Raw genomic sequence first — 14,340 nt, forward strand, 5'->3', positions numbered from 1 at the left:
CCACGGAAACTATCAGGAAGGGTCCCTGATAGATAGGGTCCCTATGAGTGGTACCTCTGAAAGGATCCCGCCATGACGTCGACGCGCGCGCCCCTGGCGGGCCGTACCGCCTCCCCGAGTACGGCGCGGGCCATCAACGACCGCCTCGCCCTGCACCTCCTCAAGGACGAGGGGCCGCTGACCGCCGGCCAGCTCAAGGCGCTGACCGGGCTGTCCCGGCCCACCATCGCGGACCTGGTGGAGCGGCTGCGGGACGCCGGGCTGATCGCGGTGGTGGGGGAGGCGGGCGCCGAGCGCCGGGGGCCCAACGCCCGGGTGTACGGCATCGTCGCCGACAGCGCGCATGTGGCGGGCGTGGACGTCCGCGCGCGGAGCGTCGCGGTGTGCGTGGCCGATCTGCTGGGCAACCCCCGCGCCGAGGCGTCGCTGCCGGTCGCCGCCGACGCCGAGCCCGCGCGGGCCGCCGAGGCCACGGTGGACCTGGTGCGGCGCACCGCCCGGGAGGCCGGGGCCGAGCGGCTGCACCACATCGGCATCGGCGCCCCGGGGCTCGTCGACCCGTCGACCGGCGAGCTCGCCGCCACCGACGCCCTGCCCCGCTGGCACCGTGAGCTGAGCGCCGCCCTGCACGCCGGTCTCGGGGCGCCGGTGCTGCTGGAGAACGAGGTCAATCTGGCCGCCGTCGCCGAGCAGCGGCTCGGCGTGGTCCGCGACCGGGACACCTTCGTGCTGCTGTGGCTGGGCCACGGCGTCGGTGCGGCCGTGGTCCTCGACCGGGTGCTCAGACGCGGAGCCTCCGGAGGGACGGGGGAGATCGGCTTCATGCCGGTGCCGGGGACGTCCGGGCTGCCGTCCGCGACCGGCTGCGACGGCGGCTTCCACTCGCTCGCGAGCAGCCCCGCGGTCTGTGAACTCGCCCGCGAGCTGGGGCTGCCGGCCGACGCGGCGGACGACGCGCCCGCGGCCGAGGCGGTCGTACGGGCCGCGGTGGACGAGGGGGAGCGGGGCGAGCCGTTCCTGGACGCGCTCGCGGGCCGGATCGCGGTGGGGGCGGCCGCGGTGTGCGCGGTGCTCGACCCGGGATGTGTGGTGCTCGGCGGAGAGGTGGGGCGGGCCGGGGGCACCGCCCTGGCGGGCCGCGTCGCGGACCGGATACGGCGCATGTCGCCGCTGCGCACCCAGGTGCGGGCCGGGGTGGTGGGCGGCGGCGGGGTGCTGCGCGGCGCGGTCCTGACCGCCATGGACGCCGCCCAGAACCAGCTGTTCGGCGCCCCTTAGCGGCCCCGCGGCCGGATGCCGCACCGCCCCCCTCGCCCCGTCTCCCGCGTTCTCCTGCCCTTCTCGCCGCCGCTCTCACCGCTGCGGAGTTGTGTGCGGTCTCTTGTCGTGAGCATGGCCTCCGCATAGCCTGAGCCACGATCGTGCTCCTGAATTTTGTTCAGATAGCTGATTGGGGTCCTCGATGGGTGCAACCTCTCCGGCACGCGGCCCGATCGCCCGCGCCGCCGTCGCCCTGTCCGCGCTCCTCGCCGTCCTCGCCCTCCCCGCCGCCCCCTCGGCCCATGGCGCCGAGCCCGCCCGTCACCCGGCCCCGGTGCCAAAGACCGTGGTGCTCGACGGCCCACGGCTGGCCGTGACCAAGGTGAAGCTGCAGTTGGGCGACGCGCGGCTGAAGCGGACCGTACGCGATCTGACCGACCGGGCCGACCAGTGGATGGACCAGGGCCCGTGGACGGTCACCGACAAGGACCAGGTGCCGCCCAGCGGCGACAAACACGACTACTTCAGCCAGGCCCCGTACTGGTGGCCCACCCAGCCGAAGACCGAGGACAATCCGTACGGCTGCCCCTATGTTCAGAAGGATGGCCAACGGAACCCCGATGTGGACAAGATGATGGACCGTCCCGAGGTGGGCAAGGTCTTCGAGTCCGCCTATGAGCTCTCCCTGGCCTGGTACTACACCGGCAAGCGCGGCTACGCCGAGCACGCCGCCGAGATCCTGCGCACCTGGTTCGTCGACCCCGCGACCCGGATGAACCCCAGCCTGAAACACGCCCAGTTCATCCCCTGCAAGTACGACGGCCGCTCGATCGGCATCATCGACTTCTCCCAGGGCTTCACCAGCCTGCTGGACGCCGCCGCCATCCTCGACACCGGCGCCCCCGGCTGGACCCGCGGCGACCACGCCGGCTTCCGCACCTGGAACGAGCAGTTCCTGGACTGGCTGGTGAACAGCGACTTCGGCAAGGAGGAGGGCGCCGCCGAGAACAACCACGGCACCTTCTACGACATGCAGGTCGCCGCCATCGCCACCGCCGTCGGCGACCGGGACCTCGCCCGCCAGGTCGTCCGCGAGGCCCGGACCAAGCGCGTGGACGCCCAGATCGCGGCGGACGGCACCCAGCCCGGCGAGCTGTCCCGCACCCGCAGCTTCCACTACTCCACCTTCAACCTCGTCGCCTTCAGCCGCCTCGCGGCCGTCGGCGACCACGTCGGCGTGGACCTGTGGCACTACACGGGGCCGAACGGGGCGAACCTCTTCAAGGCCGTCGACGTGCTGCTCCCCGCGGCCACCGGGGCCAAGCCCTGGCCGTACCCGGAGCTGGACTTCCGCGCCTACGCGGCCAGCGACATCGTGCACGCGGCGGCCGACGCGGGCGACCGCAGGGCCAGGGCCGCGCTCCCCGCGCTCCAGGCGCCGCCCGGCGGCGACCTGTGGGCGCTGCGGCCGGCCGTCGAGCAACTTGACAGCATCGCCACCACGGGTTGACGGACGGGTGAGGCAGGCCACACTCCCGCGGCTCCAGCTGTGCCGAGGTCCCATGGCACACTGGGGCCGTACCAGTGACGTCAGCGCACTCCGGGGTCGGTGAAAATCCGAACCGGCGGTTACAGTCCGCGACCCGTCCGCTGCCAGCGGCCGGTTGACCAGGTGAAATTCCTGGACCGACGGTGAAAGTCCGGATGGGAGGCAGTGCGCGGCGGGAGTAGTGCACCGGTGCGCCGCGCTCGGCGGCCCGTCTTTCGCGACGGACCGTATCCCGGCTAGGCGTTCCCCGGTGCCGTCTTTCCGCTTCTGTCATCTCGACAGCCCCGGAGTCCGTGCCCGAAGAGGCAGGAGGACCCGGTGGCCACCACCGCCGAAGCCGAAGCGATGCGCCGTGCCATAGCGCTCGCCGCCCGGGGCCTCGGCCACACCAGCCCCAACCCCGTGGTCGGTTGCGTCATCCTCGACGCCGACGGCCGCACCGCCGGCGAGGGCTGGCACCAGCGGGCCGGCGGGCCGCACGCCGAGGTCCACGCCCTGCGCGCGGCCGGAGAGCGGGCCCGCGGCGGCACCGCCGTCGTCACCCTCGAACCCTGCAACCACACCGGCCGCACCGGCCCCTGCGCCCAGGCGCTGCTGGACGCCGGGATCGCCCGCGTCGTCTACGCGGTCGCCGACCCCAACGCCAAGGCCGCCGGCGGGGCCGCCACCCTGGCCGCCGCCGGGACCGCCGTCGAGAGCGGACTGCTCGCCGAGGAAGCCGCCGCGGTCAACGAGGCGTGGCTGACGTCGATGCGGCGCGGCCGCCCCTTCGTGCTGTGGAAGTACGCCGCGACCCTGGACGGGCGCAGCGCCGCCGCCGACGGCACCAGCCGCTGGATCACCTCCCCCGAGTCCCGCGCCGATGTGCACCGGCTGCGCGCCGAGTCGGACGCCGTCGTGGTCGGCTCCGGCACCCTGCGCGCCGATGACCCGCACCTCGCCGTGCGCGGCCAGGACGGCGCCCGGCAGCCGCTGCGCGTCGTCCTCGACACCAAGGCCACCATCGCCCCGGACGCCCGGGTCCTGGACTCCGCCGCGCCCACCCTGGTCGCCGTCGCCGAAGACGCCCCCGCCGTACGGCTGGCGGGCGCCGAGACCGTACGGCTGCCCCGCGCCGCCTCCGGGCCCGGCCTGGACATCCCCGCGCTGCTCGGCGAGCTCCACGCGCGAGGGATCCGCTCGGTCCTGCTGGAGGGCGGCCCCACGCTCGCCGGGGCCTTCCTCGCCGCCCGCGCCGTCGACAAGGTCGTCGGCTATCTCGCCCCCGCACTGCTCGGCGCCGGCACCCCCGCCCTCGCCGACGCCCAAATCACCACCATCACCCAGGCGCTGCGCCTGGAGCTGACCGACGTCATCAGGCTCGGCCCCGATCTGCGCGTCACCGCCGTGCCGGCCCCCACCGTCCCCGTCGCACCCGAGGAGAGCTGAGTGTTCACCGGAATCGTCGAAGAACTGGGCGAGATCGTCGCCGTCGAGAACCTCGGCGACGCGTCCCGCTTCCTGGTCAGCGGCCCCGTCGTCACCGAAGGCGCCAAGCACGGCGACTCGATCGCCGTCAACGGCGTCTGCCTCACCGTCGTCGACCTCGAGGACGGCCGGTTCTCCGCCGACGTCATGGCCGAGACCCTGGACCGCTCCAGCCTCGGCACCCTCGCCGTCGGCTCCCGCGTCAACCTGGAGCGCCCGATGGCGCTCGGCGGGCGCCTGGGCGGCCACCTGGTGCAGGGTCACGTCGACGGCACCGGCACCATCGTCGAGCGCAAGCTCTCCGAGCACTGGGAGATCGTCAAGATCTCGCTCCCCGCCGACCTGAGCCGCTATGTCGTCGAGAAGGGCTCCATCACGGTCGACGGCATCAGCCTGACCGTCGTCGACGCGGGCCCCGACTACTTCACCGTCAGCCTCATCCCGACGACCCTCGCCCTGACCACCCTGGGCGTCAAGCAGGCCGGCGACCCGGTCAACCTCGAAGTGGACGTGCTCGCCAAGTACGTCGAGCGGCTGCTGGGCAAGGGCGCCGGCGCCCCGGCCGCCCCGGGCGGGGAGGCCGTCGCATGACCGCCCCGGCCGGCGACGTCCAGGAGCCCACGGACAGCAGGAACAGCAGGAAGCGACACATGACCCCCGTGCAGAGCGTGCAGGCCGTCCCGAGCCCGCAGAACGCCTCCGAATGGCCCGACGAGGTGGCGCTCGACTCCGTCGAGCGGGCCATCGCCGAGATCGCCGCCGGGCGCCCCGTCGTGGTCGTCGACGACGAGGACCGGGAGAACGAGGGCGACCTCATCGTCGCCGCCGAGAAGGCCACCCCCGAGATCGTCGCCTTCATGATGAGCGAGTGCCGCGGGCTGATCTGCGCCACCCTGGACGCCGCCGACCTCGACCGGCTGCGGCTGCCGCAGATGGTCGAGGACAACTCCGAGTCCATGCGCACCGCCTTCACCGTCTCGGTCGACGCCACCGCCGAACACGGCGTCGGCACCGGCATCTCCGCCGCCGACCGGTCCACCACCCTGCGCCTGCTGGCCGATCCGCACAGCGCCCCGGACGACTTCGCGCGCCCCGGCCACATCTTCCCGCTGCGCCCCCGCGCCGGCGGCGTGCTCACCCGCGACGGCCACACCGAGGCCGGCGTCGACCTCGCCCGGCTGGCGGGGCTGCGCCCGGCCGCCGCGATCTGCGAGATCGCGGGCGCGGACGGCACCATGCTGCGCCTGCCCGAACTGGTCTCCTTCGCCCGCCGGCACGGGCTGGCGATCATCTCCATCGAGGCCCTGATCGCCTACCGCAGGGCGATCGAGCCCACCGTGCGGCGCGAGGCCGAGACCCGGCTGCCCACCGCCTTCGGCGACTTCCAGGCGTACGGCTACCGCTCCACCACCGACGGCGTCGAGCACATCGCCCTCGTCCAGGGCGACATCGGCGACGGCGAGGACGTCCTCGTCCGCATCCACTCCGAGTGCCTGACCGGCGATGTCCTCGGCTCGCAGCGCTGCGACTGCGGCCCCCAGCTGCACGCCTCCCTGGAGCGGATCACCGCCGAGGGCCGCGGCGTGGTGGTCTATCTGCGCGGCCACGAGGGCCGCGGCATCGGGCTGCTGTCCAAGCTGCGCGCGTACGAGCTGCAGGAGCTGGGCCGCGACACCCTCGACGCCAACCTCGAACTCGGCCTGCCCGCCGACGCCCGCGACTACGCCGCCGGCGCCCGCATCCTCCTCGACCTCGGCGTGCGCTCGCTGCGCCTGATGACCAACAACCCGGAGAAGACCGCGGCCCTGGTCCGGCACGGGCTGCGGGTCGCCGGCCGGGAGCCGATGCCCGTCCAGGCCGGTGAGCACAACCTGCGCTATCTGCGCACCAAGCGCGACCGCATGGGCCACGACCTGCCGTGGCTGGAGAGCGGCCGCCCCCAGCCGATGTCCGCCTGCGGCAACCAGTAGCCGCGGCCCGTACCACCAGCGACACCCGCACCAGAGCAACACCCGTACCAAGGAGAGATGCAGACGTGAGCGGTAAGGGAGCCCCCGAGCTGACCGTGGAGAACAGCGGCGGCCTGCGCGTGGCCGTGGTGGCCGCCCAGTGGCACGCCCAGGTGATGGACGGCCTCGTCGACGGGGCGCGGCGCGCCCTGCGCGAGCTGGGCATCGACGAGCCGACCCTGCTGCGGGTGCCGGGCAGCTGGGAGCTGCCGGTGGTCGCCAAGTCCCTCGCCGACCGCGGCTTCGACGCGGTCGTGGCCCTGGGCGTCGTGATCCGCGGCGGCACCCCGCACTTCGACTATGTGTGCCAGGGCGTCACCCAGGGCCTCACCCAGGTCAGCGTGGACACCGGGGTGCCGATCGGCTTCGGCCTGCTGACCTGTGACACCGAGGAGCAGGCCCTGGACCGGGCCGGGCTGGAAGGCTCCAGCGAGGACAAGGGCCACGAGGCCGTCACCGCGGCCGTCGCCACCGCCGTCACGCTGCGGTCGCTCACCTAGCCCTGGCGCCCGGCCGCCCACCGCGGCCCCAGTAGGATGACGGACATCATGCCCAAGAAGACGTTCGAGGAGCTCTTCGCCGAGCTTCAGCAGAAGGCCCTCACGGCCGATCCCGCCACCTCCCGCACCGCCGACCTGCTCCAGTCGGGCGTGCACGCCATCGGCAAGAAGGTCGTGGAGGAGGCCGCCGAGGTGTGGATGGCCGCGGAGTACGAGAGCGACGCCGCGGCCGCCGAGGAGATCTCGCAGCTCCTCTACCACCTCCAGGTGATGATGATCGCCCGGGGCCTGACCCTCGACGACGTCTACGCTCACCTCTGAGCACGCTTTCGCCCCAACCCTCGCCCACGTAAGGAAAAAGGTCTCATGCTGCGCATCGCCGTCCCCAACAAGGGTTCACTGTCCGAGCCTGCGTCGGCGATGCTCCATGAGGCGGGCTACCGGCAGCGCAAGGACCGCAGGGAACTGGTGCTCGTCGACTCCGAGAACGACGTCGAGTTCTTCTTCCTGCGCCCCCGCGACATCGCCGTGTACGTCGGCTCCGGCCGCCTGGACATCGGCATCACCGGCCGTGATCTGCTGCTCGACTCCGGCTCCCAGGCCGAGGAGATCATGCAGCTCGGCTTCGCCGGATCCACCTTCCGCTACGCCACCCGCCCCGGCACGGCGAAGGACGTCAGCGAGTTCGGCGGCATGACGGTCGCCACCTCCTTCTCCGGCCTGGTCACCAAGCACCTCGCGGACAACGGCGTCGACGCCGCCGTCGTGCACCTCGACGGAGCCGTCGAGACCGCCATCCAGCTCGGTGTGGCCGAGATCATCGCGGATGTCGTCGAGACCGGTACCACCCTGCGCAACGCCGGTCTGGAGATCATCGGCGAGCCGATCCTGGAGTCCGAGGCCGTCGTCATCCGCCGCACCGGCGCCCCCGCCGACGACCCCAAGGTCCAGCAGTTCCTCCGCCGGATGCAGGGTGTCCTGGTGGCCAGGCGCTACGTGATGATGGACTACGACATCCGCGTCGAGCAGGTGGAGCGGGCCGTGGCCCTCACCCCAGGCCTCGAGTCGCCCACCGTCTCCCCGCTGCACCACGAGGGCTGGGTCGCGGTCCGCTCGATGGTCCCCACCAAGGACGCCCAGCGGATCATGGACGAGCTGTACGACCTGGGGGCGCGGGCCATCCTGACCACCGGCATCCACGCCTGCCGCCTCTGAGCCACCAGACCCACCGTTCCTCTCACGGAGAGACCCACACCACGTGTCCGCCCCCGAGCCGGCGCCCGCGCAGCCCTCTGCCGGGCTCCCCGCCCTCCCCGTCACCTTCCGGCCGACCCGCACCCGGGCCGTTCTGCTGACCACGGGGGTCGCCGTGGTCGTCGTCCTCACGGCGGTCGCACTGCTGCTGGAGCGGCTGAACCCGGGGGAGAAGCTCAGCTTCGTCTTCACCGGTCTGCTGTTCTTCGGCGTGCTGGCGCTGCTCAGCCGGCCCAAAGTGGTCGCCGACGCGGGCGGGGTGACCGTCGTCAACCTGACGACCAAGCGGCGGCTGGCGTGGGCGGAGGTCCTCCGGGTCAATCTGCGGCCCGGGGACCCGTGGGTCTACCTGGACCTCTCCGACGGCACCAGCCTGCCCGCGATGGGCATCCAGCCCGGTATCGCCAAGGCCCGCGCCATCAGTGACGCACGCGCACTGCGGGCCCTGGCCGAGAAGCACGGCACGGGCGCCTCGGGCGAGTGAGCCGAAGGGGCCGCGGGCGCCCCGGAGGCGGAGCGCCGAAGAAGCGTCCGACAGCTGAAGGCCGCCCGATCGGCCCTGTCCGGGTCCCGGGGCCTGCCCGGAAAGCCCGATCCTTGATTACCCTGTTGCCGGGGCGCTGCCCGTGCCCCGGCCCGTACCACCTGTCCGCGCGCCGTTGTGCGCACCCCGGCAGGCCCCTGCGACCCGAGGAGTGACTCCCTCCAGAGATGGACGGATCGTCCTGTAGTACCTGCGCCGCCCCTCATCGACCGATGGCGGCGGCATGAGCACCACCCTGTCCCTCCTGCTGCTCGCCGCAGCACTCGTCCTGATCCTCGCCAACGGCTTCTTCGTGGCGGCCGAATTCGGCCTGGTCACCGTCGAGCGGCCGGACGCCGAGCGGGCCGCCGCCGAGGGCGACCGCCGGGCCGGCACCGTCGTCGAGGCCCTGCGCGAGCTGTCCTTCCAGCTCTCCGGCACCCAGCTCGGCATCACCATCACCTCGCTGGTGGTGGGCATGCTCGCCGAGCCGGCGCTCGGTGAACTGCTGACCCCGCCGCTGACCGCCACCGGGCTGCCGCACGGCGCCGTCTCCGGTGTCGCGGTCGTCGTGGGCATGCTGGTCGCCTCCGCCGTCCAGATGGTCGTCGGCGAGCTCGTGCCCAAGAACTGGGCCGTCTCCCGGCCGCTGCAGGTCGCGCGGTTCGTCGCCGGGCCGCAGTACGCCTTCGCCCGCTTCTTCCGCCCGGTCATCGCCCTGCTCAACACGGTCGCCAACCGGCTGGTGCGGGCGCTGGGCGTCGAGCCCACCGAGGAGCTGGCCTCCGCCCGTACCCCCGACGAACTGGTCTCCCTGGCCCGCCACTCCGCGCGGGCCGGCGCGATCGAGCAGGACACCGCCGACCTGTTCGTACGCACCCTCTCCCTGGGCGAGCTGACCGCCCAGCATGTGATGACCCCCCGCGTGCGGGTCAGCGCCCTGCAGTCCTCCGCGACCGCGGAGGACGTGCTCAACCTCACCCGCGCGACCGGTCTTTCCCGCTTCCCCGTCTACCGCGACCGCCTCGACGAGGTGGTCGGCATGGTGCACCTCAAGGACGCCCTCGGGGTGCGCTCGGAGGAGCGGTTGCGCACCTCGGTCGCGCGGATCGCCCAGCCCCCGCTGCTCGTCCCCGAGACGCTGCCCGTCCAGCCGCTCCTGGAGCGGCTGCGCAGCGAGCAGCCGATAGCCGTCGTCGTCGACGAGTACGGCGGCACGGCGGGCGTGGTCACCCTGGAGGACATCGTCGAGGAGCTGGTCGGCGAGGTGCGCGACGAGCACGACGACGAGGCCGCGCAGACCCCGGACCTGACGCCGGCCGCGGCCGAGGACGGCCGCCCCGCCTGGGAGGCCGACGGCGGCTGCCGCGTCGACACCTTGCGCCGGATCGGCCTGGAGGCGCCGGACGGGCCGTACGAGACGGTGGCCGGGCTGGTCGCCGACCTCCTCGGGCGGATCCCGGCCGTCGGTGACGCCACCGAGCTGCCCGGCTGGAAGCTGTCGGTCCGGCAGGTCGGACACCACCGGGCCGAGCGGGTGCGGATCATACGCACCGGCACCGGAGCCGGGGCGGCCGCCGCCACCGGCACACTCACGGCGAGCGGCGCCGCCGCCGGTGGCGACGCCCGGGGGGCGGAACGATGAGCCTGGTCCAACTTCTCTTCGCCGCTCTCCTGGTCCTCGCCAACGGCTTCTTCGTCGGCGCCGAGTTCGCCCTCGTCTCCGTCCGCCGCAGCCAGATCGAGCCGCGCGCGGCCGAGGGCTCGGCCCGCGCCCGTACGGTGCTCACCGGCCTGGAGAACCTGCCGCAGATGATGGCGGCCGCGCAGTTCGGCATCACCGTCTGCTCCCTGACGCTCGGCGCGGTCGCCGAGCCGACCATCGCACACCTGCTGGAGCCGGTCTTCCACGCCCTCCATCTGCCCGGCGGGCTTGTCCACCCCCTCGGCTACGCCATCGCGCTGGCTGTGGTGGTCTGTCTGCACCTGGTCATCGGCGAGATGGTGCCGAAGAACCTGGCCATGGCCGCCCCCGAGAAGACCGCGCTGTGGCTCGGGCCCGGCCTCGTCACCTTCGCCCGGCTGTGCCGGCCGGTCACCGCGCTGCTCGGCGCCTGCGCCCGGCTGGTGCTGCGGCTGTTCCGGGTGGAGCCCAAGGACGAGGTCGAGGCCGTGTTCACCAGCGAGCAGCTGACCCATCTCGTCGAGGACTCCCGGCAGGCCGGGCTGCTCGACCCCGGAGAGCACGAGCGGCTGGCCGACGCCCTGGAGCTGGGCAGCCGCCCGGTCACGGATGTGCTGCTCGACCCGGCGGGCCTGGTCACCGTCGACCCCTCGGTCACGCCCCGGCAGATCGAGGAGCTGACCGTGCGGACCGGCTACTCCCGCTTCCCGGTGCGCGGGGCCGGCGGGGCCTTCATGGGCTATCTGCACGTCAAGGACGTCCTTGACCTGGAGGCCCGGGAGCGGGCCGTACCCCAGCACGTGTGGCGCCCGATCGGGACGCTGCGGGCGGAGCTGCCGCTGGACGACGCGCTCACCGTGATGCGGCGGGCGGCCGCGCATCTGGCGGCCGTCGCCGACGCCTCGGGCAAGGTGCTGGGGCTCGTCGCCCTGGAAGACGTCCTGGAGATGCTGGTCGGCGAGGTGCGCGACCCCTCCCACCGGGGCGGCACCCGCGACCGGGTGAGCGAGCCCCGGGCCGAGGCGGCGCCGTCGGCTTCGACGGAGGAGCGCGCGATGGTCGGCTGAGCGGGGACACCCGCCCGGGCCCCGCCGGGGGGCTACTCCAGCGGTGGGTCCTGCGGGTCGCGGTACATGGGGCCGCGGCCCGAAAGGACCTCGCCGTACGCCTGCATCAGATCCGGCAGCCGCAGCGTGGCCAGGTCCTCCCGGGTGGGCGTCCCCGTCCACCCGGACAGCCGCAGATCCCGGTACGCGCAGCTCTTCTCGTACAGCGTCCGCAGGAACCGCCCGTTGCCCAACTCGTCGATCCACCCCTGGTCCACGACGTGTCCGCTGATGGAGCGCAGCTCCTCCACCGCCTCCTCGTCCCACATGTCGCCGTTCTCGGCGGCCAGGACCTCGCCGATCCGGGTGAGCTCCAGCGGGCGGTAGCTGGGGAAGTCGACGCGCGTGGTGAAGCGCGAGCCGAGGCCGGGGTTCGCGGCCAGCAGCCGGTCCATGCCCTCGGGATAGCCGGCCAGGATCACCACGAGCCGGTCGCGGTTGTCCTCGGCGCGCTTGAGCAGCACCTGCAGCGCCTCGTCGCCGTAGGCGTCGCCCTTGCTGTAGCCGGAGTTGGACAGGGAGTACGCCTCGTCCACGAACAGCACCCCGCCGAGCGCCGAGTCGATCAGCTCATTGGCCTTCACGGCGGTCTGGCCCAGGTACTCGCCGACCAGGTCGGCGCGCCCGGCCTCCACCAGATGGTCGCCGCCCAGCAGTCCGAGCGCGTAGAAGACGCGGCCGAGGATCCGGGCGACCGTGGTCTTGCCGGTGCCGGAGGGGCCGGAGAAGACGAAGTGCCGCTTGGGCGGCTGGACCGGAAGGCCCTGCCCGGCGCGCAGCCGGGCCATGTGGAGCTGTGCCGACAGCGCCCGCACCTGCCGCTTGACGGGCTCCAGGCCGACCATGCGCTCCAGTTCCTGCAGCGCGTTCTCCAGCAGGACCGGGTCGGAGGGGCCGGGCTGCGGGGGCACACCGGCCCGCTCGCGCGGGCCGTCGGCGGCCACCACGGGGGAGCCCACCAGCGGCGAGCCCTCCGGGTCAGGGCCGGTGGTGCGCAGCTCGCGGCCGTCCGGCGGGTCGGCCGCGACCAGCGGGTCGGGGTCGGCGGCGGGGGCGTCGCGGCCCTCGGCCGCGTCCTGGCTGCCGAGTCCGGCGAGCGACACGGCGGCCAGGTCCGCGGTCTCGTCCAGGCCGTCGCCCTCGGCTATGGCCGCCAGCCGGGCCGAGGTGTCCATGAAGGTCGGGTCGATGCGGTGCACCGCGCGGTAGAGGGGGAGCGCCGCGGCGCTGCGGCCGGTGCCCTCGTGGGCCCGGGCCAGCCAGTAGCGCAGCTCCTTGCGCTGCGGCTGCTCGCTGCGGCAGCGCATCAGGGCGGCGGCGAGCAGCGGTTCGGCCTGGCCGAACATCTCGAGGCGCACCCGGGCCATTCCGCCGAACAGCCCCGCCTCGATGCCCAGTAACGGGTCGTCCAGCAGCGGCTCGGTGTGCCGCACCAGCTGCTCCCAGTCCTTGACCAGATAGGCCCGGCAGGCGTGCAGAAAGCGCGCCTGCGGATCGGCCTCTACGGGCGGGCAGCCGGCCAGGGCCCGGTCGAGCTCGGGGACGTGGCGGCCGTCGAGCCAGTGGGAGGCGTGCGCGAGCAGCAGGTCCCGGCTGGTCTCCAGCACCGGCTGGACCCACCAGCCCAGCCAGTACCAGGAGTTCAGGGTGCGGTGGTGGCGGGCGCGCTGCTCGCCGAAGCGGTCGCGGTGCCGGTACATCCGCAGCAGCGCGGTGGTGGTGTCGGCGCGCAGCGCGTGCAGTCCGAGCCAGGCGTCGGCCATTGCGGGGTCGTGCCGCACCGCGGCCCGGAACTCGTCCTCGGCCTGCGCGTAGGCGCCCATGGTGTAGGCGTCGACGGCGCGCAGCCAGGCGAGATCGGCTGGGGCGTGCGAACTCTGCGTGCCGAAATCCATCACGTCCCCCACAAACCCTGCCCCCGTGGTTGCCGCAGGGGCGGCTGCCCCGTTTTCGCATCGTACCTGCGCAGGCCGCACGGGCCGAGGGTGCCGCACGGCTGTTCGTGTCCAACTTGCCTGGCAGGGCGGCGTGCGCGGGGGCGCGGACGGGGCGCGAAAGGCCGGAAGACGCTGGTCACCGAGGGTGAGGGGGGTGCGGAGCAAAAGCGGCCGAAAGGGACCTCCGGGAGACCTCCGAAGGGGCTCCCGGACAAGACGAAGCCCCCGATCACGGGGGAACAACCGGGGGCTTCGCGATGTGGGACGACTCGTACGAGTCGCACATTGAGAACGTAAGACCTGTATGGGCCCCGGGTCAAGCCGAGTTGGGGCGCGCGTCGCGGGTCCGGAACGCCGATCGGACGCGACCCGGACGCTCGCGGTTACGCTGAGTGAGGCCGAGGGGAGGTTCGGGTCGCCACGGCGGGTCCCGTCAGCAACTCGTACCCCTCTGGTCGCTGTACTACCAGGGTTTCGGCATATGGGCGCGAGGGGTCCGCAGCGAAATGCGCGCGCTCGGCGAGAAGCCAGCCGTCCCAGAATGTGGACATCTCCGGTCCGTCCCGCAGCTGTCCGCGCCGCCAGGACTCCGCGTCGGGCAGTTCCATCCACAGCAGACGCGCGAGATACGGCCGCAGGGAGCGGCGGCCGCTGCCCACGCCCTCGACGAGTACCACCGGCGCCGGGGCGAGCCGCCGGCCGGCCGCGAAGCGGCGCTCCACCCAGTCGTACGGCGCGTACCGGGCGGCGGCGCAGCGGGCGAAGGGGGCGAGGACCTGCTCGCGCAGCCGCCCGGTCCAGGCGAACAGCTCCTCGTGGGTGGCGAGGTCGTCGGTGTGCAGGACGGGGGCGCCGCCCAGCGCCGCCGCCAGCCGCCCGGCGAAGGTGGTCTTGCCCGACCCCGCGTGCCCGTCCACCGCGACCAGCCGCACCGGCCCGCACGAGGGCGGCAGGGCGCGCAGCCGGCCGGCCAGCGCGTCGAGCGCGTCGGGGCCGGCCGGCGGGCCGAGCGGGGCGGACGGGGCGGTGGCGGTACGAGAGAGGTCCATCG

General features: G+C 73.5%; 13 protein-coding genes and 1 riboswitch. Of the genes, 11 read left to right on the top strand and 2 right to left on the bottom strand.

Annotated features, from left to right (window positions below; translation table 11 throughout):
- Positions 1-72: 72 nt before the first annotated feature.
- The 11 genes from ACFZDL_RS33925 (at position 73) to ACFZDL_RS33975 (ending at position 11,313) form a co-directional block, all read left to right on the top strand.
- Positions 73-1,278, top strand: coding sequence for an ROK family transcriptional regulator (locus ACFZDL_RS33925; RefSeq protein ID WP_353591457.1), 1,206 nt, complete (start codon positions 73-75; stop codon positions 1,276-1,278).
- Positions 1,279-1,462: 184 nt separating this feature from the next.
- Positions 1,463-2,770 carry an alginate lyase family protein gene (locus tag ACFZDL_RS33930; protein ID WP_353591456.1) on the top strand — a complete coding sequence of 436 codons (1,308 nt, stop codon included), beginning with the start codon at positions 1,463-1,465 and terminating at the stop codon, positions 2,768-2,770.
- Between the two features lie 81 nt (positions 2,771-2,851).
- Positions 2,852-2,982, top strand: a riboswitch (FMN riboswitch).
- A 145-nt stretch (positions 2,983-3,127) separates the two neighbouring features.
- Positions 3,128-4,237, top strand: a complete 1,110-nt coding sequence (gene ribD, locus ACFZDL_RS33935) for a bifunctional diaminohydroxyphosphoribosylaminopyrimidine deaminase/5-amino-6-(5-phosphoribosylamino)uracil reductase RibD (RefSeq protein WP_353591455.1) — start codon at positions 3,128-3,130, stop codon at positions 4,235-4,237.
- Positions 4,238-4,867: a riboflavin synthase gene (locus ACFZDL_RS33940; protein WP_353591454.1), complete on the top strand. Its 630-nt coding sequence runs from the start codon at positions 4,238-4,240 to the stop codon at positions 4,865-4,867.
- Between the two features lie 59 nt (positions 4,868-4,926).
- Positions 4,927-6,246 carry a bifunctional 3,4-dihydroxy-2-butanone-4-phosphate synthase/GTP cyclohydrolase II gene (locus ACFZDL_RS33945; protein ID WP_353591664.1) on the top strand — a complete coding sequence of 440 codons (1,320 nt, stop codon included), beginning with the start codon at positions 4,927-4,929 and terminating at the stop codon, positions 6,244-6,246.
- A gap of 65 nt (positions 6,247-6,311) precedes the next feature.
- Complete coding sequence (gene ribH / locus ACFZDL_RS33950) at positions 6,312-6,785, top strand: 6,7-dimethyl-8-ribityllumazine synthase (RefSeq protein WP_353591453.1); 474 nt, start codon at positions 6,312-6,314, stop codon at positions 6,783-6,785.
- Between the two features lie 36 nt (positions 6,786-6,821).
- Positions 6,822-7,106: a phosphoribosyl-ATP diphosphatase gene (locus tag ACFZDL_RS33955; RefSeq protein ID WP_353591452.1), complete on the top strand. Its 285-nt coding sequence runs from the start codon at positions 6,822-6,824 to the stop codon at positions 7,104-7,106.
- 45 nt (positions 7,107-7,151) lie between these two features.
- Entirely contained in the window at positions 7,152-8,000 is an 849-nt protein-coding gene (gene hisG / locus ACFZDL_RS33960; RefSeq protein ID WP_353591451.1) for an ATP phosphoribosyltransferase, read from the top strand.
- 43 nt (positions 8,001-8,043) lie between these two features.
- Complete coding sequence (locus tag ACFZDL_RS33965; RefSeq protein ID WP_353591450.1) at positions 8,044-8,523, top strand: PH domain-containing protein; 480 nt, start codon at positions 8,044-8,046, stop codon at positions 8,521-8,523.
- A gap of 283 nt (positions 8,524-8,806) precedes the next feature.
- Positions 8,807-10,207 (top strand): hemolysin family protein, encoded by a 1,401-nt coding sequence (locus ACFZDL_RS33970; RefSeq protein ID WP_353591449.1) that lies wholly within the window; start codon positions 8,807-8,809, stop codon positions 10,205-10,207.
- Entirely contained in the window at positions 10,204-11,313 is a 1,110-nt protein-coding gene (locus tag ACFZDL_RS33975; RefSeq protein WP_353591448.1) for a hemolysin family protein, read from the top strand. The genes ACFZDL_RS33970 and ACFZDL_RS33975 overlap by 4 nt, the downstream gene beginning before the upstream one ends.
- A 32-nt stretch (positions 11,314-11,345) precedes the next feature.
- Here the strand turns inward: ACFZDL_RS33975 and ACFZDL_RS33980 are convergent, their stop codons facing one another.
- On the bottom strand, positions 11,346-13,247 hold the full coding sequence (locus ACFZDL_RS33980) for an AAA family ATPase (protein WP_353591447.1): 1,902 nt from the start codon (positions 13,245-13,247) through the stop codon (positions 11,346-11,348).
- 425 nt (positions 13,248-13,672) lie between these two features.
- The gene (locus ACFZDL_RS33985; RefSeq protein ID WP_353591446.1) at positions 13,673-14,338 is read right to left on the bottom strand and encodes a hypothetical protein; all 666 of its coding nucleotides are present in this window, start codon (positions 14,336-14,338) and stop codon (positions 13,673-13,675) included.
- Between the last annotated feature and the right edge of the window lie 2 nt (positions 14,339-14,340).

The organism is Streptomyces sp. NPDC007917 (genome assembly GCF_042959105.1).
GTDB lineage: Bacteria > Actinomycetota > Actinomycetes > Streptomycetales > Streptomycetaceae > Streptomyces.

Coding starts and splice junctions, on each gene's coding strand:
- ACFZDL_RS33925 (WP_353591457.1), top strand. CDS start 73: ATGACGTCGACGCGCGCGCCCCTGGCGGGCCGTACCGCCTCCCCGAGT.
- ACFZDL_RS33930 (WP_353591456.1), top strand. CDS start 1,463: ATGGGTGCAACCTCTCCGGCACGCGGCCCGATCGCCCGCGCCGCCGTC.
- ACFZDL_RS33945 (WP_353591664.1), top strand. CDS start 4,927: ATGACCCCCGTGCAGAGCGTGCAGGCCGTCCCGAGCCCGCAGAACGCC.
- ACFZDL_RS33955 (WP_353591452.1), top strand. CDS start 6,822: ATGACGGACATCATGCCCAAGAAGACGTTCGAGGAGCTCTTCGCCGAG.
- hisG (WP_353591451.1), top strand. CDS start 7,152: ATGCTGCGCATCGCCGTCCCCAACAAGGGTTCACTGTCCGAGCCTGCG.
- ACFZDL_RS33970 (WP_353591449.1), top strand. CDS start 8,807: ATGAGCACCACCCTGTCCCTCCTGCTGCTCGCCGCAGCACTCGTCCTG.
- ACFZDL_RS33975 (WP_353591448.1), top strand. CDS start 10,204: ATGAGCCTGGTCCAACTTCTCTTCGCCGCTCTCCTGGTCCTCGCCAAC.
- ACFZDL_RS33980 (WP_353591447.1), bottom strand. CDS start 13,247: ATGGATTTCGGCACGCAGAGTTCGCACGCCCCAGCCGATCTCGCCTGG.
- ACFZDL_RS33985 (WP_353591446.1), bottom strand. CDS start 14,338: ATGGACCTCTCTCGTACCGCCACCGCCCCGTCCGCCCCGCTCGGCCCG.